The 20,973-nt window shown below is 48.3% G+C and carries 16 protein-coding genes; 11 read left to right on the top strand and 5 right to left on the bottom strand.

The features are described from left to right. The first annotated feature begins 113 nt into the window (after positions 1 to 113). The 6 genes from H6H02_RS22245 to H6H02_RS22220 all read left to right on the top strand — a co-directional run bounded on the left by H6H02_RS22245 (position 114) and on the right by H6H02_RS22220 (position 8,997). Positions 114 to 2,852 carry a CBS domain-containing protein gene (locus H6H02_RS22245; RefSeq protein WP_190821934.1) on the top strand — a complete coding sequence of 913 codons (2,739 nt, stop codon included), beginning with the start codon at positions 114 to 116 and terminating at the stop codon, positions 2,850 to 2,852. Positions 2,853 to 2,991: 139 nt separating this feature from the next. After that, positions 2,992 to 4,437, top strand: a complete 1,446-nt coding sequence (locus H6H02_RS22240) for a serine/threonine-protein kinase (RefSeq protein ID WP_190821846.1) — start codon at positions 2,992 to 2,994, stop codon at positions 4,435 to 4,437. Positions 4,438 to 4,506: 69 nt separating this feature from the next. Beyond that, the gene (locus H6H02_RS22235; protein WP_190821844.1) at positions 4,507 to 4,833 is read left to right on the top strand and encodes a DUF6825 family protein; all 327 of its coding nucleotides are present in this window, start codon (positions 4,507 to 4,509) and stop codon (positions 4,831 to 4,833) included. Positions 4,834 to 4,995: 162 nt separating this feature from the next. Next, positions 4,996 to 6,729, top strand: coding sequence for an AarF/ABC1/UbiB kinase family protein (locus H6H02_RS22230; RefSeq protein WP_190821932.1), 1,734 nt, complete (start codon positions 4,996 to 4,998; stop codon positions 6,727 to 6,729). Between the two features lie 39 nt (positions 6,730 to 6,768). Further along, complete coding sequence (locus H6H02_RS22225; RefSeq protein WP_190821841.1) at positions 6,769 to 7,506, top strand: PP2C family serine/threonine-protein phosphatase; 738 nt, start codon at positions 6,769 to 6,771, stop codon at positions 7,504 to 7,506. Positions 7,507 to 7,779: 273 nt separating this feature from the next. Next, a complete protein-coding gene (locus H6H02_RS22220) occupies positions 7,780 to 8,997 on the top strand; it encodes a glycosyltransferase (protein WP_190821839.1) in 1,218 nt (405 codons plus the stop codon). Here H6H02_RS22220 and H6H02_RS22215 read toward each other — a convergent pair. After that, complete coding sequence (locus H6H02_RS22215; RefSeq protein ID WP_190821837.1) at positions 8,958 to 10,196, bottom strand: glycosyltransferase family 4 protein; 1,239 nt, start codon at positions 10,194 to 10,196, stop codon at positions 8,958 to 8,960. The two genes, H6H02_RS22220 and H6H02_RS22215, sit on opposite strands and share 40 nt — an antisense overlap. Before the next feature lie 164 nt (positions 10,197 to 10,360). On the opposite strand from H6H02_RS22215, the gene H6H02_RS22210 reads away from it, so the two are divergent. From H6H02_RS22210 to H6H02_RS22190, 5 genes are all read left to right on the top strand, one after another. After that, positions 10,361 to 11,284, top strand: a complete 924-nt coding sequence (locus H6H02_RS22210; protein WP_190821835.1) for a hypothetical protein — start codon at positions 10,361 to 10,363, stop codon at positions 11,282 to 11,284. A gap of 97 nt (positions 11,285 to 11,381) precedes the next feature. Beyond that, positions 11,382 to 12,077 (top strand): hypothetical protein, encoded by a 696-nt coding sequence (locus H6H02_RS22205; protein WP_199329462.1) that lies wholly within the window; start codon positions 11,382 to 11,384, stop codon positions 12,075 to 12,077. A 3-nt stretch (positions 12,078 to 12,080) separates the two neighbouring features. Continuing rightward, a complete protein-coding gene (locus H6H02_RS22200) occupies positions 12,081 to 12,734 on the top strand; it encodes an FHA domain-containing protein (RefSeq protein WP_190821833.1) in 654 nt (217 codons plus the stop codon). A gap of 97 nt (positions 12,735 to 12,831) precedes the next feature. Further along, complete coding sequence (locus H6H02_RS22195) at positions 12,832 to 13,884, top strand: hypothetical protein (protein WP_199329460.1); 1,053 nt, start codon at positions 12,832 to 12,834, stop codon at positions 13,882 to 13,884. 258 nt (positions 13,885 to 14,142) lie between these two features. Continuing rightward, the gene (locus tag H6H02_RS22190; protein ID WP_190821831.1) at positions 14,143 to 14,310 is read left to right on the top strand and encodes a hypothetical protein; all 168 of its coding nucleotides are present in this window, start codon (positions 14,143 to 14,145) and stop codon (positions 14,308 to 14,310) included. Positions 14,311 to 14,409: 99 nt separating this feature from the next. On the opposite strand, the gene trmFO is transcribed toward H6H02_RS22190, so the two are convergent. The 4 genes from trmFO to H6H02_RS22170 form a co-directional block, all read right to left on the bottom strand. Continuing rightward, positions 14,410 to 15,825 carry an FADH(2)-oxidizing methylenetetrahydrofolate--tRNA-(uracil(54)-C(5))-methyltransferase TrmFO gene (trmFO, locus tag H6H02_RS22185; RefSeq protein ID WP_190821829.1) on the bottom strand — a complete coding sequence of 472 codons (1,416 nt, stop codon included), beginning with the start codon at positions 15,823 to 15,825 and terminating at the stop codon, positions 14,410 to 14,412. Between the two features lie 141 nt (positions 15,826 to 15,966). Further along, on the bottom strand, positions 15,967 to 17,466 hold the full coding sequence (locus H6H02_RS22180; protein ID WP_190821827.1) for a site-2 protease family protein: 1,500 nt from the start codon (positions 17,464 to 17,466) through the stop codon (positions 15,967 to 15,969). Positions 17,467 to 17,485: 19 nt separating this feature from the next. Further along, positions 17,486 to 17,731 carry a hypothetical protein gene (locus tag H6H02_RS22175; RefSeq protein WP_190821825.1) on the bottom strand — a complete coding sequence of 82 codons (246 nt, stop codon included), beginning with the start codon at positions 17,729 to 17,731 and terminating at the stop codon, positions 17,486 to 17,488. A 126-nt stretch (positions 17,732 to 17,857) separates the two neighbouring features. After that, positions 17,858 to 20,860, bottom strand: a complete 3,003-nt coding sequence (locus H6H02_RS22170; RefSeq protein ID WP_190821823.1) for an ATP-binding protein — start codon at positions 20,858 to 20,860, stop codon at positions 17,858 to 17,860. Between the last annotated feature and the right edge of the window lie 113 nt (positions 20,861 to 20,973).

Genomic DNA, 20,973 nt, shown 5'->3' with positions numbered 1-20,973 from the left:
GCCGCAATTCTATACAGTAGTACCGTATCAAAAATCGACACTCATTGGTCATTCGTCATGGGTCATTGGTTATGGGTCATGGGCAAAGGACTAATGACTAAGGACTCATGATGATGAATGTGATTTTGTGCCATACAACAGCGGACTTTGACACCTTGGGCGCAGCGGTGGGGCTAACCCGTCTCCAGCCGGGATCTAGGGTCGTGCTGACCGGCGGTTCCCATCCAGCGGTGCGGGATTTTTTGGCGTTGCACCGAGATGAGTATGCGCTAATTGAGCGTCGGGCTGTGAACCCAGAGCAGATTCGGTCGATTGCCGTTGTGGATACTCAAAAGCGCGATCGCGTGGGAAAGGCATCTGAATGGCTGGATTTACCCGATTTGTTGGAAGTTGTCGTCTACGACCATCACCCAGACGGGGACGGAGATATCCCCGCTACCCGCACCCAGGTTGAGCCAGTCGGAGCAACCACGACTCTGATTGCCGAGCAACTCCAGCAAGAAGGCATCCAGTTGACGCCTTCGGAGGCAACCGTGATGGCGTTGGGAATCCATGTGGATACGGGATCATTAACTTATGAAGGGGCGACGGCAAGAGATGCGATCGCGTTGGCGTGGTTAATGGAACAAGGGGCAAGCTTGCGCTTAATTGCCGATTATGTTGAGCCGGGTTTATCGCCTCAATTGCAGGAACTGTTGACGGAAGCGCTAGAGAAGTTGCAAAAAGCGACAACGTGCGGCTATACCGTTTCTTGGGTGCTGCTCAAAACCTCTGACTACGTTCCGGGTTTGTCAACGCTTGCCACTCGGCTGCTCGATTTGGGCGAAAGCGATGCTTTGCTATTAGCAGCGGCGTATCCAGTAGGGGATGGAGGAGAGGAGCGATTCACGGTCATTGGGCGATCGCGCATTGAAGGCACTAATCTCAATGAATTATTTCAACCACTGGGTGGCGGGGGGCATTCACAGGCGGCGTCGGTGACACTACGGGGCGTTGATTCTCAGGCAACCCTGGAGCGGCTCGTCAGTCAGCTAAAAGACCAGATTCCCCAGCCGCTGACAGCGCGGGAACTGATGTCATCGCCAGTGCGAACAATTCGCCCGGACACGACCATTGAGCAAGCTCAGAGAATTTTATTACGGTATGGGCATTCTGGTCTTTCGGTCGTGAATTCCGAAGACCAACTGGTGGGGATTGTTTCTCGGCGGGATATCGATCTGGCATTGCATCATGGCTTTAGTCATGCGCCGGTAAAAGGCTACATGGCTAACAATCTGAAGACGATTACCCCAAATACGTCTTTGCCAGAGATTGAATCGATTATGGTGACTTACGATATCGGGCGATTGCCGGTATTGCAGGAGAGCCAGCTTGTGGGAATGGTTACGCGCACCGATGTCTTACGGCAGTTGCATCAGGGAAGAGGGACTGGAGCATTCGTCACAGGTGATGGGAGAGAAAAATCCCCCATTATCAATTACCCATTCTCAATAACGAATGCCCATCAATCCCTGATGGATATTTTGCGCGATCGCCTTGCTCCTCCCTTGTGGGAATTTCTCACCAGAGCCTCCCAGCAGGCAGAACAACGCGGCTGGCATCTCTATCTGGTTGGCGGAGGGGTACGAGATTTACTGCTCGCCAATCCCCATGAAACCCTGATGCTTTCAGATATTGACTTAGTGGTAGATGGCTTTCACCGCTCGGCGGATGTCGGCGCTGGAGTAGAACTGGCGAAAGCACTTCAACAAACCTACCCAAATGCCCGTCTAGAAGTCCACGGTCAATTTCAAACAGCCGCGCTACTGTGGCACAACGACCCAGTCCTAGACTCTCTCTGGGTGGATATTGCGACGGCTCGAACCGAGTTTTATCCTTACCCAGCGGCGAATCCAGAAGTTGAAGCGAGTTCAATTCGCCAAGATTTGTATCGGCGAGATTTCACCATTAACGCCTTGGCGATGCGACTGACACCACCCCGTGCGGGTGAATTATTAGATTTCTTTGGCGGAATGCTAGATTTGCGATCGCGCCAAATCCGCGTCCTCCATGCCAATAGCTTTATCGAAGATCCCACGCGCATTTATCGCGCTGTGCGGTTTGCAGTGCGCCTGGGATTTCAGATTGAACCGCAGACGGAAGGATATATCCGCTATGCCCTAGAGAGTGGAATTTACGAGCGATCGCTCTCTGAAAATAGTAAAGCCCCGGCGCTACAAACACGGCTGAAAGCAGAACTCAAATACATCCTCCAAGCGCCTTACTGGAAACCCGCCTTGGAGTTACTTGCCGATCTGGGGGCGTTGCGGTGCCTCCATCCCACGCTAGAGTTAGATGAGCCATTATGGAATCAGGTGCGTTTACTAGATCGGTGTCTGCGCCGATTTGATCCCCAGAAAACCCTCGATCATTGGCAGATGCGGCTAGAAATTTTAATTGCCTACCTCGCTCCCGAATATCGCGCGACAGTGGCAATCAATCTTCAATTACCGACAGACAGTATCGAACGATTAGATCAACTCGATCGAGATCGAGCAGATGTGGTGAAATTTTTGCCAGAATGTCAGCGACCCAGTCAAGTTGTCGTCTTGCTGAGGCGGTACGAGTTGCCCACGTTGATTTTGATTGCTGTCAAAAATTCGCGTCTGATTCGGCGGCTAATTTGGCAATATTTCACCACTTGGGCGAATATTCAACCGATATTAAACGGCAATGATTTGAAAGCGTTGGGATACAAACCAGGGCGTGAATTTAAACCCATATTAGATCGTCTGTTGGCGGCAACGCTGGATGGAGAAATCCGCGATCGCGCTGATGCTGAAAAATTTTTGGCAGAGTATTATCCACTTTGAAGCGGCTAGGAGTTTAAGCCGGGATCGGAAACACCAGTGGGAAGCAAGCCCGGTGATCAACCGCTGCTTCTCTATCTTCTGGGACTCAAAATTTGTACCAAGACGGTAGCATAGTTGAAAAAACTGTAACAAATCTTTAATGAACTTAACGGCTGGAGCAGTCCTGAAGAACGGCAAATACGTCCTCGACGCCCCACTGGGTCAAGGTATCTTTGGGATCACCTACCGGGCGACTCATACTCAGTCGGGGAAAGCGGTCGTCATTAAAACCCTCAGCGACAGTCTGCGGACTCATCCCGATTTTGAGCGGTTTGGGAAGCAATTTCTCACCCAAGCACGTCGCCTTGCTCGCTGCAAGCATCCTCATCTGGTTCGGGTTCTCGACTTGTTTGAGGAATCTCGACGATGTTTTATCGTCATGGAGTTCATACCGGGGCAGACCCTGGCTGAATCGCTGCTAGCAGGTCAGCTGTTACCAGAAGCCCAAGCCCTTGGCTATATTCGTCAAATTGGCAGCGCCCTAACGGTTATCCACAAGGCAGGGTTACTGCACCGAGATATCAAACCCCAGAACATCATCCGGCGACCAGGAACTGAGGATGTCGTGTTGATTGACGTTGGTTTTGGTGATGAATTGACGCCGGGAGTGACGCAAACCCAAGCCAGTTTAGTAAATCCCGGATATGCGCCAATCGAACAATATCTTGCTCAGGAAAAACTCACCCCAGCGACAGATGTTTATGCTTTAGCCGCAAGTTTGTATTGCTTGCTGACGGGTCAACCGCCGGTTCCTGCACCGTTACGCGAGCGCATCCCGCTCCCAAATTTACGGGAAATTCAACCCAAACTCAGCCCGACTGCGATCGCTGCGATTTTGTGTGGCTTGGAAATCAAAGCGGAGAAACGTCCCCAAACGGTAGAAGATTGGCTCTCTCTGTTGCCAGCCTCCAAGGCTCCAGAAGTCCGCACAGCCCAAACGGCTCGTCGCCCTGCGACCCCCAAATCTCAGCCTGCCCCCCAAAAGCGTCAAACAGCTAGCAACGAAAAACAGAAGACATCGATGGCTAGCGGAGTCAACTGGAATCTCAGCCAGGATGTGAAGCGCCCGGGCAAAACCCGCCCCTACAAAACTCAGCTAGCTAAAGTCAGTGCTGCCCCGAAAAAACTCAAAACAGCGATACGGGCGACCTTGCCGATTGCCCTGGCTAAGCTAAAGACTTTCTCGTTCCCGATCGAGACTTCAGAGGCGATGAATCGCGTCTCTACAAAGCTTGGCTCGTCAGCGGGCATTCCTCGCTTACAAAACTTAAAGTTTCCCAAACTGACACTAGCCAGAGGGCTGATGATGACAGCTGCGATCGCTACCTGCACGGGTGCTGGCTTCGGCTTGGCAGTTCGCTTCCACGGAGCAATGGGGCCGGGATCTTCTATACTTCACACCGAACAATCCTTTCCGCCCCGCGACGACTGGCCTATCTCAGACACTCCCAATCCTACTTCCAGCGCGAATCTGCTATCACCCCCCGCGGCTGTTGTCGCCCCCGGACAACCTTCTCCAGATACACTGCCAAAGCCTGAGCTGTAACCTAGGCTGTATGTAGTATCGAGAGCAAGCAAGTTATAATTTGTTACGGACGCACAAATAGATTTTTTCATGACTAATCCTGTAGTTCATGCCTTTTTTGTCGGCAGAGCGGTTGCAGAAGCTCTGAATGAACAGGTAGAAAACGCCGTCACCCATGCTCTCTCAGAACTCGGCAAATTTGATGCCGAACAACGGGAGTCTTTGCGGCACTTCACCTCACGAGTGACCGAACGCTCTGACGCCCAAGCTGAAACGGTGATGCGGGGGCGAACCACTACCAGCATTGTGCCTCAAGGCACCCAAACCACAGATTTGCAAGCGACGATTGATGAACTTCGGGCAGAAGTCGCTCGCTTTCGCTCCGAATTACAACGCTATCGCAGCCGCTCATTATAAATCCTGTCAGCGCAGCGGGCGGCACTCTGTTCGCGTGCTGAGTGGGAATTCAGTTGTGAGTTGTTAGTTATCCAAAACTCACACCCTCAACTGCGATCGCCCCAATTACTTGAAAAAACAGACTTAGGAATCCGAGTGTCAGCCTATCCTAATGACCCTAAACTGAAGCGATACGCGGCTAGCACGCCGAGTGCCCAGCGTGCCGCTGATAAAGCCCGTAAGGATAAGGCTTATCGGTGGAACCGCGAAAGTTACTCCCATCAACGGCGCTTCGTAGATATTTGGGGGTTTGTTTTAACCCTAATGTTTAAGCTCTGGCGCTACAACAAATCTTGGAGCTATCCGGGCGGAGTTACAGAGGAAAAACAAGCCCACAGACGCAGAGCGCAAGCCATTTGGATTCGAGAGACGTTCTTAGACTTGGGGCCGACTTTTATTAAAGTCGGGCAGCTGTTCTCCACCCGTGCCGATTTATTCCCCTCGGAGTATGTGGATGAACTTTCTAAGCTGCAAGACAAGGTGCCTGCTTTTAGCTACGAACAAGCTGAAATGCTGATTGAGAAGGACTTCGGCAAGAAAGTTTCGCAGCTTTACCGCACTTTTGACCCGATTCCCCTGGCGGCGGCTAGCTTGGGACAGGTACATAAAGCAACGCTCCACAGCGGCGAAGAAGTCGTGGTCAAAGTACAACGACCCGCATTGAAGCAGCTGTTTACGGTTGATTTGCAAATTCTTAGAGGAATTGCCCGTTTCTTTCAAAACCATCCCGACTGGGGTCGGGGTCGTGACTGGCTAGGAATCTATGAGGAGTGCAGCCGAATTCTTTGGGAAGAAATTGATTACCTGAATGAAGGCAGTAACGCCGATACGTTTCGCCGCAACTTCCGCGCCTATGAGTGGGTAAAAGTGCCGCGTGTCTACTGGCGATATACGTCGCCACGGGTTGTCACTCTTGAGTACATTCCAGGCATTAAAATTAGTCACTATGAAGCGCTGGAAGCAGCGGGGCTGGATCGAAAGGAACTGGCTCACCTGGGTGCTAAAGCTTACCTGCAACAATTGCTCAACGATGGCTTTTTCCATGCCGACCCTCACCCTGGCAATATCGCTGTCAGTCCCGAAGGTGCCCTGATTTTTTATGATTTCGGCATGATGGGGCGGATCAAGGCCAACATCCGCGAACAACTGATGGAAACGCTGTTTGGCATTGCCCAAAAAGATGGCGACCGAGTGATGCATTCGCTCGTGGAAATGGGGGCGCTGGCAAAGGTTGATGATATGGGACCCGTGCGGCGATCGATTCAGTATATGCTGGATCACTTTATGGATAAGCCGTTTGAAAACCAATCGGTGAGTCAGATTAGTGAAGACCTTTATGAAATTGCTTACGACCAACCTTTTCGGTTTCCGGCGACTTTTACCTTTGTGATGCGAGCTTTCTCAACTTTAGAAGGGGTTGGAAAAGGCTTAGACCCGGAATTTAACTTTATGGAGATTGCAAGACCCTTTGCAATGCAGCTTATGGCAGATAGTAATGGCAGTAATAGTACTAGTAGTAGCTTCTTGAATGAATTAGGACGGCAAGCGGCTCAAGTTAGTAGTACGGCTTTGAGCTTGCCACGGCGGATTGAGGATACGATTGAGAAATTAGAGCAGGGCGACCTGCGGATTCGAGTGCGATCTATCGAAAGCGATCGCATTCTGCGGCGAATGAGTAGCATTCAGTTGGGAACTAACTATACTTTGCTCATCAGTGCTTTCACCCTATCAGCCACTATCCTCTTTGTTCAGGGTTATGTCGGGCTGGCAGTCGTGGTTGCTCTGGGGGCATCTGCCTTAGCTTTTGTCCTCATCCGCTTGCTCATGCGCCTCGACCGATTTGATCGGATGTTTTGATTCGGGTAAAGTAAAGTTGCTGTTGCCAGCAGACAATATATGATTCGTCGCTCCACGGGCCTCTCTGATGCGGGACTTCTTCGTTCCGTCAACCAAGATGACTACCATATCGACCCTGATGGGCGATTTTTTATAGTTGCTGATGGCATGGGAGGACATGCAGGAGGCCAGGAGGCAAGCCAAATTGCCACTCAGTCTATCTATACCTATCTAGATGAGCATTGGCATTCCGACGAGAATTGCCCAACATTATTAGAAAAAGCCTTCTTGGATGCAAATCAGGCGATTCTCCAAGATCAAGCGAATCATCCAGAACGCTCAGATATGGGCACAACAGGCGTTGTGGTGATGTTTCGCCAACAGCAGCCTTGGGTCGCTCATGTGGGGGACTCTCGCCTTTATCGAATGCGAGGGGCAACTCTAGAGCAAATCACTGAGGATCATACTTGGGTGGCACGGGCGATGAAAGCCGGGGAACTGACTTCCGAACAAGCCAAAATGCACCCGTGGCGTCACGTATTATCTCAGTGTCTGGGTCGTAAAGATTTGCGTCTGATTGAGATCCAACCGCTGGATGTGCAAGCAGGCGACAGACTGCTGCTGTGTAGCGATGGACTCACAGAAGAACTTTCGGATCAGCTGATTGCAACTCACCTCAAGTCTACTTCCTTAGAAAAGGCAGCCACAGCCCTTGTCGAGTCCGCTAAGGATAAAGGGGGCAGAGACAATATTACAGTGGTGCTGGTAGCGATTGAGGGGGCGGGTGAGAAGGAATAACGGTGTAGGTGATTCCCTGGAATCAAAAAAAAACACGCAGCGATCGCCTGCGGCTCCCTGCTTCTAATCCTCACGAACGGTGATTAGCCGTCTCAGTCCGTTGAGCGCTTGATAACTCGTTCGTGGAAAGGGAATAAGATTCTGGGTTTTTCCTTAATTAAACGAAATCCCTCTAGGTTGGACAAAACGTTAAGGGAATCGGATTCACAACTGAGCGATCACACTTTAGACTTTAGACTTTAAAAAGTCCTAGTAGCAATACTTTAGAGTCCCTTGAGACGTCTTCTTTTTCTCACGGAACGATTTCCCCCTGATATTGGCGGGCTAGCGAGTAGTGCGGGGCGCATTGCCGCCGCCCTCTGCCAGCTGGGCATGGAAGTAGACGTGGTGGCGTGGAGTCGTTACTTGCAACCGGGAGAAGTCCGAAGTCCAGAGGTTCCTAGCAGCGCAACCGGGCACGCCGAAAGTCAATATTTTCAAATTATCAAACATCTCAAAGTCTATCGGGTGGGGCTATATCGCCACTGGGATATGACGATGCCTCATACCCTCAACGTCCTCGACTGGCTGCATCAGTGCCGTGGCTACGATGCGGTTTGGGGGCACTATGCTTTCCCTAGCGGTTTCTTAGCCACTTGGTTTGCGGCAACAAAGGGACTTCCCAGTACGGTAAGCACCCGTGGGAATGATATCGAGCGAGCCATGTTTCCACCGGGGGATTTTGCGCGACTGCAATGGACGCTGTTAAATGCCCGTTTGATTACGGCAGTGAGTGCCGATATGGCGCGGAAGATTCAGCTACTCGCCCAGCGGGATGATGTAATGGTTTTGAAAAATAGCGTCAACGAGCGGGTATTTTCGCCCCCCATTATCGGCGCAACTCATGAATCATCCCTTCTCCAAGCATCTTTGGGCATTGCCCCTGATGAAGCGGTACTGGGATTTTCCGGAGAATTGCGAGAAAAGAAGGGGCAGCAGTTTCTTCTGAATGCCTTAACCACAGTCCGCGCCCAACGTCCTGCCTGTTTGTTAATTATCGGGGAAGTGCGGGCGTCCCAGGAAGCGGCATTACAACTCTATGCGACTCAGCATCCAGAAAACGCCAAGCGGGTTATTGTCACCGGACATTTAGCGAGTCCTGCGGCGGTAGCGGGGCATCTGCGGCTATGTGATGTCTATCTGCAACCTTCTGTATGGGAGGGGATGCCGAATGCGCTGCTAGAAGCGATCGCTTGTGGTTGTTGCTGTATTGCCAGCGATGCCGGTGGAATTCCAGAGGTGATTGAGCATGGGAAAAGTGGATTTTTGCTTCCTCGTTCCCAGTTACATCGACTGGGTGAGGCGGTGCTGGAGTGTTTAGATTTAGAGCCAAGTGCTAGGCGTCAGATTGGGATGGCAGGGCGCGATCGTATTCTCGCTGAATTTTCTCTAAAACATGAAAATCAGCGGCTTCAAACTGTTATCGATCGTTTAATTCCAAGTTCCTCATAAGCTGCTACCAAAGCATCACCGGCGTGTTTCCAAGTGTAATCATTCTCAATCTGCTGACGGGCATTCCTTGCTAAGTTTATTGCCAATTCCGGTTCTGTTTTTAACCTCAGCAAGGCATCTTTAATTTCCTTTGCAGAACCTGGTTTGACGAGCAGGAAATGTACCCCATCCACACCCAATTCTCTCACCACAGGTAAATCGCTAGCAATTACCGGCGTACCTGTCGCCATTCCTTCCAAAATTTTTAAAGGACAACAACCCTGAACCAGATTTCGGTCATTGGGCGTCAACGGAGCCAAAATTACATCAGATGCATGAATTTTTTGGACGAGTTCCGCTTGCGATACAGGGTCTAAAATCGTGAGAGACTCTGCTACTCCTAGTTTTAAAGCTAGCTGTTTTAAGGCTAAAATCTGAAAGTCGCGACCTTGTCCAATGACTGTTAATTGAGTAGGAAAATCCCGGTCAGCAAGTGCCAGCGCTTCAACAGCAAGATTAATCCCTTGCCAAGGGGAAAATGTACCAAAATATAACACCCGAAATCGAGGCTGAGTCTTTGGGGGTTCCCTGTCCTGATTGGGAAGATTTGGATATTCGGCATCCCTAAACTTTGAAGGACGATAAGTAAATATATTTAAATCAACTCCATTAGGAATGACGCGGATTTTTGAGTCGGGAACCCCTCTTGTTTGGAGATAGTCTCTGGTTACGGAACTAGGGGTTAAAATTAAATCTGATGCTTCTAAACAAATTTTTTCTTGTGCCTTTAATTTGTGCAGTAATTCCCGGTCGTCTGCCACTGCTGGATAGCGGTATTTGAGTTCAATGGATGGCAATCCATTAACTTCAAAAATTAAATGCTTACACAATTTTTCTTTGTTCAGGGCAATTGGAAATCCTTCATAAATAGAACGGATATGAACTGCCTCAAACCACTGATTCTGCCACCAATTGCCCAGCATCGTGCGAAAATAAAGCACACGATTAATTAACGTATCTCCTAACGCAGGTAACATGGATTGGATAATATGGGGTGATTCCCTCTGATTTACTGCGTAGGCTGTCGGGGAAACTGTCACTAGCTGAATGTCACCAAAAGCATCTGCCAAAGCTTGAGTAAAAGCGGCAATATGAATTGCGGCTCCCTTGGGCGCTGGTACGGTATCAAAAGAAATGTAAGCTATTCTAGAATCGTTCATCAACTAAACTATGACTCAATTTTGCCCTAAAACTCTAAATTTTTGTAACAATAATTACCACTTCTTAGAAAGTATCTGTTATCAAAGCGTTTGGGTACGATTTCATATAAGCGATCTCTACCTTACGTAATCCCCTATTCATTGATATTGAATTTTTATTACAAATGTCAATAAATTTAGAAACCTTACGCAAATCTCCGACTTATTCTGTGACGGCTGCTGTTTCTGATATTGTCAAAGACTTAAGGGAATTGGCAACCCTGGATAGAGCCTCAGAGGCAAAGCAAACAGAGTTTGGAAATTTGGTAACCAAATGTGTTGTTGGCGCGATTACTTCAATTGTTATAGCGTTCATTTTAATGATAGTTGTGGGAGAAATGGGAGATGGGTTTCAATTATTTGGAAATATTTTAACTATTTTATTATTGTGTGTTGGAGTAGGATGTACAATCGTAGCGATTTATGCAGGAATAAGAGAAAGTAAATATAGCCGATTCAATTTTCCAAATCATCGCTATGCGTTAACGGAAAAAATTTTGGAAATGCTGGAGAGAGATATGGATAAGGAAGCTAAGGTCAGTGTTCATTTAGTTCTCAGCCCAGCTAATCAAGACTCCAAGCGAATTAAAACAGTTAAACATCCCTTGAAGTCAGGATTTAAAATAGATTTTTTCCAAGATGATTGGCTAAAAATGGAAGGACAATTTTTAGATAAAACTCGCTTTGTATTAACAACTTCTGAGCTAAATCAGACCGCTTACGGATGGAAGACTTCTAGAAGCGGCAAATCAAAATACAAAACAAAATCGAAAGCCAAGCGATTAGATATCAGTCTGAATTTAACCTATCCGCAACGACGGTACGGGGCAATTAAAGTTTTAAACAATGAAGCCGTGAATGCAGTAAAAATTCCAAAACTGACTAACGTAAAACGGATGAGAGTGACGGATAAGGGGATAAACTTGGTCGTAAAAATGTCACCTTCTATGCCCTGGAATCAAGAAGCATTGTATCAAACTATCACGATGATGTTTCTCAGCGTTTATCAAGTTCTCAATTTGGCTCGGATGTTATCTAAAGCAAAGTAAGTAAAAGTGAAAAAATATTTATTTTTTTGCAAAAGTCCGGAATTTTGATTATGTGAACTGTTACTAAATAAAGAAGGAATTTAGGTAAAAACTTGTAATGATGAATAAAATTAATAGAACATTTTTGTCTGGCTTTGCTTTGGCAGCAATAATCCTGTTAGGTTCTTGCAGTAATTCTGTAAAGCAGGCACCAGAAGTATCTACAACATCTAGCCCGCAAACATCTCCAATTGCCCAAAATAATCCCTCAGCGGTAGCGACTAATACAGAGAAAATCAAATTTAAACAAGAGGGGGGTGCGGAAGCTTTTGCGCTGAAACCAGAGGCAGATGGGGCTAAATTGCTTGATGAGAAGGACAAAGAAATAGCTCGATTTAATGTTGATGCTGGGGGAAAAGTAAAAATAAAGAGTGCTGCTGATAAAGTTTTAGGCTACGTTGTAGTAAAAGACGGTTACTGGAAAATTGAAAACGCAGATCAAACGAAAGAATTGTATGTTTTACGAAGACAAAACGATGGGGATTACAAGCTAGAAGATGGGGCAGATAAAGAGATTTACAGAATTAAAGCGCGAGATTACGGTTTTGAGGTTGAGTCACCTGATAAACAGTCGCTTTATAAAGTGAAAGTAAAAAATGGCAAAACTTCTTTGATAAATGCAGCCGACAAACCAGTTTTTTCTACAAAATCGCAGGTAAACCCAGCTGCGATCGCTAGTTTCGGATTCGACGTTTTAAGCAAAGAACAAAAAGCTGCTTTAGCTTATGCAGTTAATCGTTCGGGAGGGAAATAATCCTTGCAAATTCAACTGAGTTGGATAGATCCAGTCACCAGCGAACGACGAGAACCCCTGTTAGAGACGCCTGTCGCCTTGGGTCGGGAATTTGCCTCAATGCCCCAAGAAATTGATGGCAATCGGGTTGCTAGGATTGTGTTAGCCAGCGAACGAGTGGCTGAATATCATGCTCTAATTGATGTAGCGAATGGAGAGTTAATCGTAGTCGATCAAAATAGCAGTACCGGCACCTTAATCAACAGCGTCCGGTTGCCCAGTAGTACGCTAATAGATGGCGATCGCTTGCAAATTGGCCCCTACGAAATTCAACTCAATCCCAGCAGCAGTCAGACTACCAGTTCATCGGAAATCGGTGCAAGTGGAGAATGCGATCGCATGGTGGGATTTCTCTTCAAACGTCGCTGCGGACGCACTACAAACATCGGCTGTCCTTACTGTAGTTACCCGGATAATAACCCCTATTATTACGATTATTCCTATTACTCTGGATATGGTAACTACAATCGCGGTTATTGGGGCAGCAACTACTATGACAACCGCGATCGCTATTATTATGACCCGGAAACTGGCAATGTCGATTTCACCGAAGCAGACAATATGAGTCTAGAAGGGGAAATGGATGCCGATTTTGAGATGGATATGGGGGCGAGTTAAATTTTCAACGCAGAGGGACGCTAAGGATAACGCAGAGGTACGTCAAGAAAAAATGATTTCTTAGCGTACCTTTGCGTTTACCTTTGTGTTCTTTGCGATGAAAACTCCAAAAATGACAACTTGGTTGATTTATGCTTTGGGAGGCGGTTGGGGACATTTTACCCGTAGCTTATCTCTCGGACGAATTGCCTCCCGTTACCATCACGTCAAAATTCTTACGAATAGCCCTTATGCAACTTACTTGCGCGATGAGAGTTGCGATGTGCAAATCATTGCACCTGATGCTGGTTTTGCAGCGACTTGCGAACAAGTGCGGGATGTTTTATTAAACACCCGTTACGACTGTTTAATTGTCGATACTTTTCCTCGCGGGTTGGGTGGTGAATTGGCAGATATTTTGCCCCAGTTAAAACACATCCCCCGAATTTTAATTCACCGCGATATCAGCCCAGTTTATATTCACCGCTTCGCGTTGCGCTCTTTTGTTACAGAAAATTTCGATGCGATTATTGTGCCAGGAGAAGGAGAAGATTCACCGCTAGCAGATTTACCAATTGTGCGTTACACCAGTCCCTGGTTAATTCGCAATGCGGAGGAACTGCCAGATAGAATGAAGGCGCGATCGCTACTTGGTCTGAATTGCGCTCACCCATGCGAAGGTAATTCGCGGCTACACAAACAAAATCCGCCTGCGCGGCTTAGAGAAAAGATTATCCTTGTCTGTGCCGCCGGACAAGCTTCCGAATTATCTTTCTTTGGTAAGTTATCAACTCACCTAGAGGCAGCGTTTCCAGACGCAGCGCTGCGTGTTTTAGCACCCGTCTGTCCAGAGGGATGTCCGCCGCAGTTCTGGGTGTCTCACTCACCAGGAATTGAATGCCTCCCAGCGGCTGATGTCGTTGTCGGTGGCGCTGGTTATAACACGGTTCATGAATGTGCTGCGGTGGGCGTTCCGTTAGTCGCTTTTGCTTTTAAGCGACTATATGACCGTCAAAAGGTTAGGGCTTTACGATGCGCCTACTGTGTTGAAGAGATTGAGGACGCGATCGCGACTGTGGCAATGCTGCAAAATCAGGTATCCAATCGCCCTGCGGATTATCCTAATGGTGCTGTAGAGGCAGTGCGGCTAATCGAGAAACAATTTACCTGAACGCACAGATTCCCATTATAAAAATATACCATTAAAAAATAATTTATACAAGCTTTTTTAGGAAATTTAAAGCCTAAAAAAGCCTTACCAAAGGATTATTAAAGTCCATTTTTAAGCCACCAGTTCTGTTTGTCAGACAATTGAGTATAAAGCTATTAAGTATCGCTGTATACATTCCCTTGATAATTCTTAAGTTAGATGAAGTTCCTGGCAGTTGTAGCAAACTGGGTAATAAATAACCATAAACCATTAACAACCATGAAAACTAACGAAGCAACCAATCGTGGGGCTAGCACTGAGCAAAGTGAAAGCAAACAGGAGCTTAATCAAAAAACCTCTAAGCAATTTGTTATCAGTACGACGATTGGAGTATTAACAATTATCGTTGTTGCTGCAAGTTATTATTTCGGACTTATGGGATCTTAATGCTACTGAATGCTACTGAGGAAGGTGGATTCAATCACTTACACTCATTCCCATTCTGTAGGGGATGGCAGCGCCATCCCCTACAGAATGGGAGGTTAATTAAATCCCCGTTCCTGATTCAATGGAAACGCTTGTCGCTTCTCGTTCCAGACTCACCTTGGGAACAAGAAGTTTGGACGCAGCTTTCCAACTTGCTAAATCGGCAAAAGAGCGATCGCGATAAACTCCATATCGCTCCTGCTTATTGCGAATCCGAGTCGGCAGTTCCGGCAAAATTCCGAAATTAGGTGGCATTGGTTGAAAATGCTTTGATGACGCCGAACTAATAAATTCAAACAACGCCCCCATCATCGTCGTTCCCGGTAGCGTTAGCGGCTCTTTGCCCAAAGCCAGCCGCGCCGCATTCGTCCCTGCCAGCCAGCCACCCGCCGCCGCTGCCGTATAGCCCTCAGTCCCCACCAATTGCCCCGCCGCAAGCAACGTGGCGCGTTTGTGGAATTGCAAAGAAGGCTTTAACAGTTGGGGCGCATTAATAAATGTGTTGCGGTGCATCACGCCCAGCCGCACAAACTCAGCATTTTCCAACCCTGGAATCAGCTGAAATACTCTCTTTTGTTCGCCCCAGCGCAAATTCGTCTGAAATCCGACTAGATTCCACAACTGCCCCGCCTTATCTTCTTGGCGCAACTGCACCACCGCATAAGGACGTTGCGACTGATTTTCTGGGGCGCGGAAATCGCCTTTACGGGCATCAAACAATCCCACCGGCTTCAACGGGCCATAACGCATCGTATCTTCCCCCCGCTGCGCTAGTTCTTCAATCGGCAGACAAGCTTCAAAAAACTTAGCCGTTTCCCGGTCAAAGTCCTTCAATTCCGTTTGTTCAGCTTTGCAGAGTTCCTGCCTAAAGTGGAGATATTGCTCCCGATTCATCGGGCAATTGAGATAAGCCGCGTCTCCCTTGTCGTAACGAGAAGCCAAGAAAGCCACATCTCGGTTAATCGATTCTCCCACCACAATCGGGCTGGCGGCATCGAAAAAGCTCATGTATTCCATGCCCGTGAACTGCTGCAAATCTTCAGCCAAATCGGGACTGGTTAGCGGGCCACTGGTGAGGACGACAATGCCTTCTGTGGGGATTTGGCGCAATTCACCGCGTCGTAACTCAATCAGGGGATGATTCGCGAGGATTTCTGTCAATTCGCGGCTAAATACGCCCCTATCCACCGCCAAGGCACCCCCAGCGGGAACCGCGTGTTCGTCGGCTTTACTAATAATCATTGAGCCGAGACGACGTAATTCTTCATGCAAAAGACCGGCTGCGCGATCGCTCGACATTGCCCCAAAGGAATTACTGCACACCAATTCTGCCAAGTGTTCGGAGTGGTGGGCAGGGCTAAACCGCAGCGGTCGCATTTCGTGCAGCACCACTGGCACACCCGCATTAGCGATTTGCCACGCCGCTTCCGTCCCCGCCAAACCACCACCTATCACATGAATCGGCTGTTTTTCCATTGTTCTTATTCCTTTGCTAATAGCTAATGAGAGTGATGAGTTCCAAGAAAATTTTTGAATTCACAACTCATAAATCAGACACGAGTAATCGTGTCTCCCCTTAAAATTTTTTACCAATTACTTTTTACTCAATTATCTGGATCAAATCTTCAACAACTGCGCGAGATTTCCTGGCACTGGCAATAGAATGCTCACTAAAAGCGCCAAAACTAACAATCCCCAGAAATCGCGCTTGTTGTCAAGTTCGCTCACATCATTCAGCGCCGGTTCATCAGAAACTGGCATCAAGAATAAGAAGATTGCCCAAATAAACAAATCCGGCTGAACCAGAGACAACCCCAGCATCAACAGCCTGCTAATTTGACCAATCATCGCCCCATTTCGTTGTCCAAACATGGCGTGGACAATGTGACCGCCATCCAGATGTCCTACCGGCATCAATTTAAACGCTGTCCAGATAAAACCGATATACGCAGCCACTCCTACTGGGTGAAGCTTGATTGCCATGTTTGCTGTCAGTTCAGATCCTAGTGCCCATTTACTTAGCAAAGTTAATAACAGGGAAAACCGGGGATTCAAAGAGGTGAAGTTTAAGATACTCGACTGCTCCGACACAGCAACCACATCCGAGTGCGCCAATCCCCAAAACAATAGCGGTAACGTCACCAAAAAACCAGCGACGGAACTGGCAATGCCCAGATCGAATAACGCTTTGCGGCTGGGTACGGGCGATCGCCGCCCAATAAATGCTCCAAACGTCCCCAGGAAAAAAGGAACGGGGATAAAGTAAGGCAGCGTGGTGCGAATTTTGTGATATTGGGCACTCAGGTAATGACCGAGTTCGTGGATGCCTAAGATAGCCACCAATGCCAAAGCATAGGGCAGTCCTTTTAACAGTAAAGCTGGGTTAGATTGCAGTGCGGCGTTAGAAACTTCAGAAAGTTCTACCCCGACTAAAGTAGTGGTAAATAAAGTCGCGATCAGCAGCCCTAAGGCTAAAGCCGGTCGTTTTAAAGGTTCCGTTTGCTGCTTTGCCTGTGGGTGAGCTTGGGGATTAGGAACCAGTGCGAAGAACGGACTCCCATTCAAACCTTCTTGAAAGACCACAAAGAAGCGATCGCCAAATAATTTCTCAATATTCTCCCGAATTGTCTGGTACGCCACCTCCGGATTCGTTCGCAACTTCCCGCGACAAATCACCGCTTGGGGTCGGTAATCGATGTTCTGGAGGTAATAGATAGTCCAGGGAAAACAATTGCGAAGATTTGTTTCTTCTGTTTTATCAATCGGACGGACAGTACTCCCTGCATCGCCAGCAGCGACAGGCTTTACCTCAGATAGATTTTGAGCTTGTTCCGCCACCATTTCTTGCGGTTTTGGCGGCGGGGTAAAATCTCGACGACCCCACTGAATCAGCAGCCAGTACAATAACGGGCAAATGATAAATGGGGCAATCTCCAAAGCTAGCGGCATTCGCTTATCTTCACCGTAGACCAGAATCCAGGCACTCCAAATGAATGCCGGTGTCATCATCACTATCCACAAAAGCCAGACTGGGGTTCGGGTGATGCTAGCAACACTGCGCTTCACGATGAAGTAAGTAAACAATCCTAGTAACAGTAGGAGCAACCAGAGTTCCATGATCTAAATCTGAATTGGTCTACAGGAGAATTAACTGGCTAGCAATTGGCCATTCCAGATTGGCAATTAACGTGCCAGCCAATTGCTTAAATGAGCAAAGTGCAAGCAGATTCTCCAGAATACAGCGCCACCATCCCGACTTATAACCCCTCGAAGGAACAGCCGCACCCAGCACGTAAAACTTCAACGCGCTGTCCTTGACACCATCCTTAACACCATTTGTGCTTCTCCACCCAATCGGGACACATTGGATGGAACACCCCATTCCATTGTAGAAAACCCAGGGGATATCCCGACCGATTGTTTTGAAGGTTTGCAGAAAAGAAAGTCGGGAGTCGCTAGATGTGGCTAGATTTCATCCATTCTCCGCGACGGATGATCCCTTACCCCTTCAATTTGGATTTTGGGCTAGAAGATAAACCACGAATACCGTTCCCGCGTCTACCTCCGAATGGAAGCTAATCGTGCCACCATGCATCTCCACCAACTGGCGAGTCAAAGCCAATCCCAACCCAGTCCCTTCATGCTGCCGATGCAGAGAGCTATCAATTTGTTGAAACGCCTCAAACAAAAGATGCTGTTTCTCCATCGGAATCCCAATTCCCGTGTCTGCTACCTCAATCATCACCTGGTTGCCTTGATACTGCATCCGCAGCCATACCTCCCCCCCAGGCGGTGTGAACTTGACCGCATTCGAGAGTAAATTCAGCAAGATTTGCCGCACGCGCCGTTCATCGCCCCAGAAATCATCGGCGGGAGGCAACTCAGTGAAATCCGCTGTTAGCTTTACCTGTTGGACTTGAGCCTTTTCTTGCAACAATTCCAAACTGTCAATCCCTACCTGACGCAGAGAAAACTGACTGAGGGTTAAGGAGGCTTTACCGGATTCAATCTTAGACAAATCGAGAATATCGTTAATCAGCTGCAACAGGTGCTGTCCGCTATTATGAATAATCTTGAGATATTCCTTTTGTTTTCCGCTCAGTTCGCCAAAATACGGTTGCATCAAAGCGGAGGACATCCCAATCACAGACGTGAGCGGTGTCCGCAATTCATGACTCATGGTTGCTAGAAACTCAGTTTTCGCCTGAGAAGCTGCATTCGCGGCAGTTAAGGCATCTTGCAACTGCTCGGTTCTCAGAGAGAGAGCCTGCTTCGTCTCTACTAGCTCTGTAATTTCACGGAAAGTCCCCAAACAAGCATAAACCTCGCCATTGGAGTGCTTCAGCGGCACTCTGGAAGTGTTGAAGTGGTGAATCCCATCTGGGAAAACAAGGGTTTCCTGTTCGTGTAGCGTTTCTCCCGATTCAAAAACCCGCAAATTTTGTTTGGCAAAAGACTTGGCAATTAGAGGCGGGAAGCATTCTAGAATCGACCGATCCTGAACGGCATATCGGTTGTCAAACCCCATCCTTTGAGCAAAAGCATGATTGCAAAAGCGCAGACGCAGATTCTCACGTTCGACCACAAAAATGTAGTCTGGGTGAGCATCAAAGAAACTTTCTAGCTCAGCGGTGCGTTCTCGCACCAAGGCTTCTAGGGTTTGGTTTTGCGCCTGAATTTGTTGGTAAAGGGTGGCTTGGTAGATAGCGATCGCTAGTTGGTCGGCAATGGTCGTAATAAACTTTAACTCCGACTCGTGCCAGTAGCGGGGAAATTGATCCTGAGCGAAGGTTAAGCAGCCCCAAATTTTTTGCTGCCGGTGAATCGGCACCATCAACCAAGCGCCCGGATATTTTGCCGCCAAAGAGCGATTCATCGGGTCATCCACTAAGCGCGTATCGCTCACCTGGACAACTTGTAAATTCCGCAGCGTTCTGGCACAACAGTTTTTTTGATCGGGAACGATCAAGTTCATGGCTGTGAGGATATCAGCATGAGCGCGATACTCAGTCAGCGGCTTCCAACACTGCTGTTCCTCTAAATACTGAAAAATCAAACATCGATCTGCCACCAAAAGATGACCCAGTTCTAGCGTCACCGTTTCAAAGATATGGGACAGCTCTAAAGAAGCCCGGATTTGGGCAACCAGCCGATTTAATAGCGCCGTATGAGTAATCCGTTCCTCTGCTTGCTGGTAAAGCGTTGCCAGGTTGTGTCCTCGCTCTACCAATTGCAGCGTCAGATGCAGTAATTGCCGCTCTCCCGGTTGCCACTCCCGCTTCTCATCCCATTGCTCAAGCACTAGCAACCCAACCAGTCCAGACGCGCCGTGTAGAGATGCCATCTCTCGCGACTCGATTTCCTGCGGGTGTGTATGCAACCAGGTCAAGAAGACAGATTCAGCAGCCGTCGAGCCAACGTTTCGCTCAGTTGCCCAAGGATTGCCCTGATGGTGTTTGAGAAGGCACTGTTCGACACTTGCCCATTCAGGATAATGAGTTTGCCGAGCCGAAACGGGGATAGATGAATCGTGGGCGATCGCACTCCACAAGGTACGCTCATCTTTGGGGCTATAGAACGCAATTAAACACCGACTCGCCCCAAAAGCCTCTTGAATCAACACCGCCGAACGCTGCAAAATTACCTGCGCTCCCTGGCTTGACGAGCTAATGCGTAGCAGTTCTTGCAGTAACTTTTCTGGTTGTTGCCAACTCGGCAATCCAGCCTTGGGAAAGGGGGGTTGGACAAGGTGCGCCTGGATTCCCGGCTCTCGAAACAAGGTGAGTTTAGTTCGGTCGGTTGGAGAGGCAAGAATTATGGCGTCTTTAGGGTTGTCGGTCAAACTTGCCCCAGCACTGCTACAAGCATCTGCTGCTGCTTTCTCTGGCGTCTGAGTGCTAATTTGACTGGTTAAGATAGCCCCCACCAGCGTTGAGGTGAATTCGCTCTGCAAGGCTGGGAGGTTGGGTTGAGGGCACCAATCGGCAATGGCTCGCTCAAAAGCAGGGGATATCTCTGGGGTTAAGTGCAACGCGCGAGTCATTTCGGTGCAAATGCTGCCCAAAATCGCCGGATCAAATCCAAAATACAGCTCGTAAAGATTGGCATTGGCTTCAGAATTCTCAGTGGTTTTGTAGCTGTGCAAGATCGCATTAAAGCGATCGCCCAGTCCCAAAATCACCAACGAGGGCACCTTGCTTTTAGCCTCTGGAGTTGACCCAAGGATTCGAGTAAACTTTCGCAGCTTCAACGAACAAGGCAACCATCTGTGTTGATTCTCACATTTATTCTCGCAATGGATTGCTGATGGCTCCCCCGTTGCCAGATTCAAAAAACAGTTGGGCGGGGTCAGCAGCTTCGGCAAACCCAAAGCACCTGCTTCTGGGGATGCATACCCGCACCGCGCTCCCTTTGATTGTCGCTCCGGGCACAGCTCGCTGGAAGTAAAGTCAGACTGACTCCCGGCGATGAGTACCACTCTGGAATCTGGTTGTGAAGCTAAAACCCACATTCCGCAGGTTTCAAACCAGTAGGTAGTATTTCTGGCAAGCCGCCCCCAGGAAGCGGAGAATGCGCTGCCGTTCTTCGGTCAAATTGACCACTTGATGGAGGTGGTGCATCTCT

This window comes from Coleofasciculus sp. FACHB-1120, from assembly GCF_014698845.1.
Taxonomy (GTDB): Bacteria; Cyanobacteriota; Cyanobacteriia; order Cyanobacteriales; family FACHB-T130; genus FACHB-T130.
This window is presented reverse-complemented; position numbering and strand designations above follow the sequence as displayed.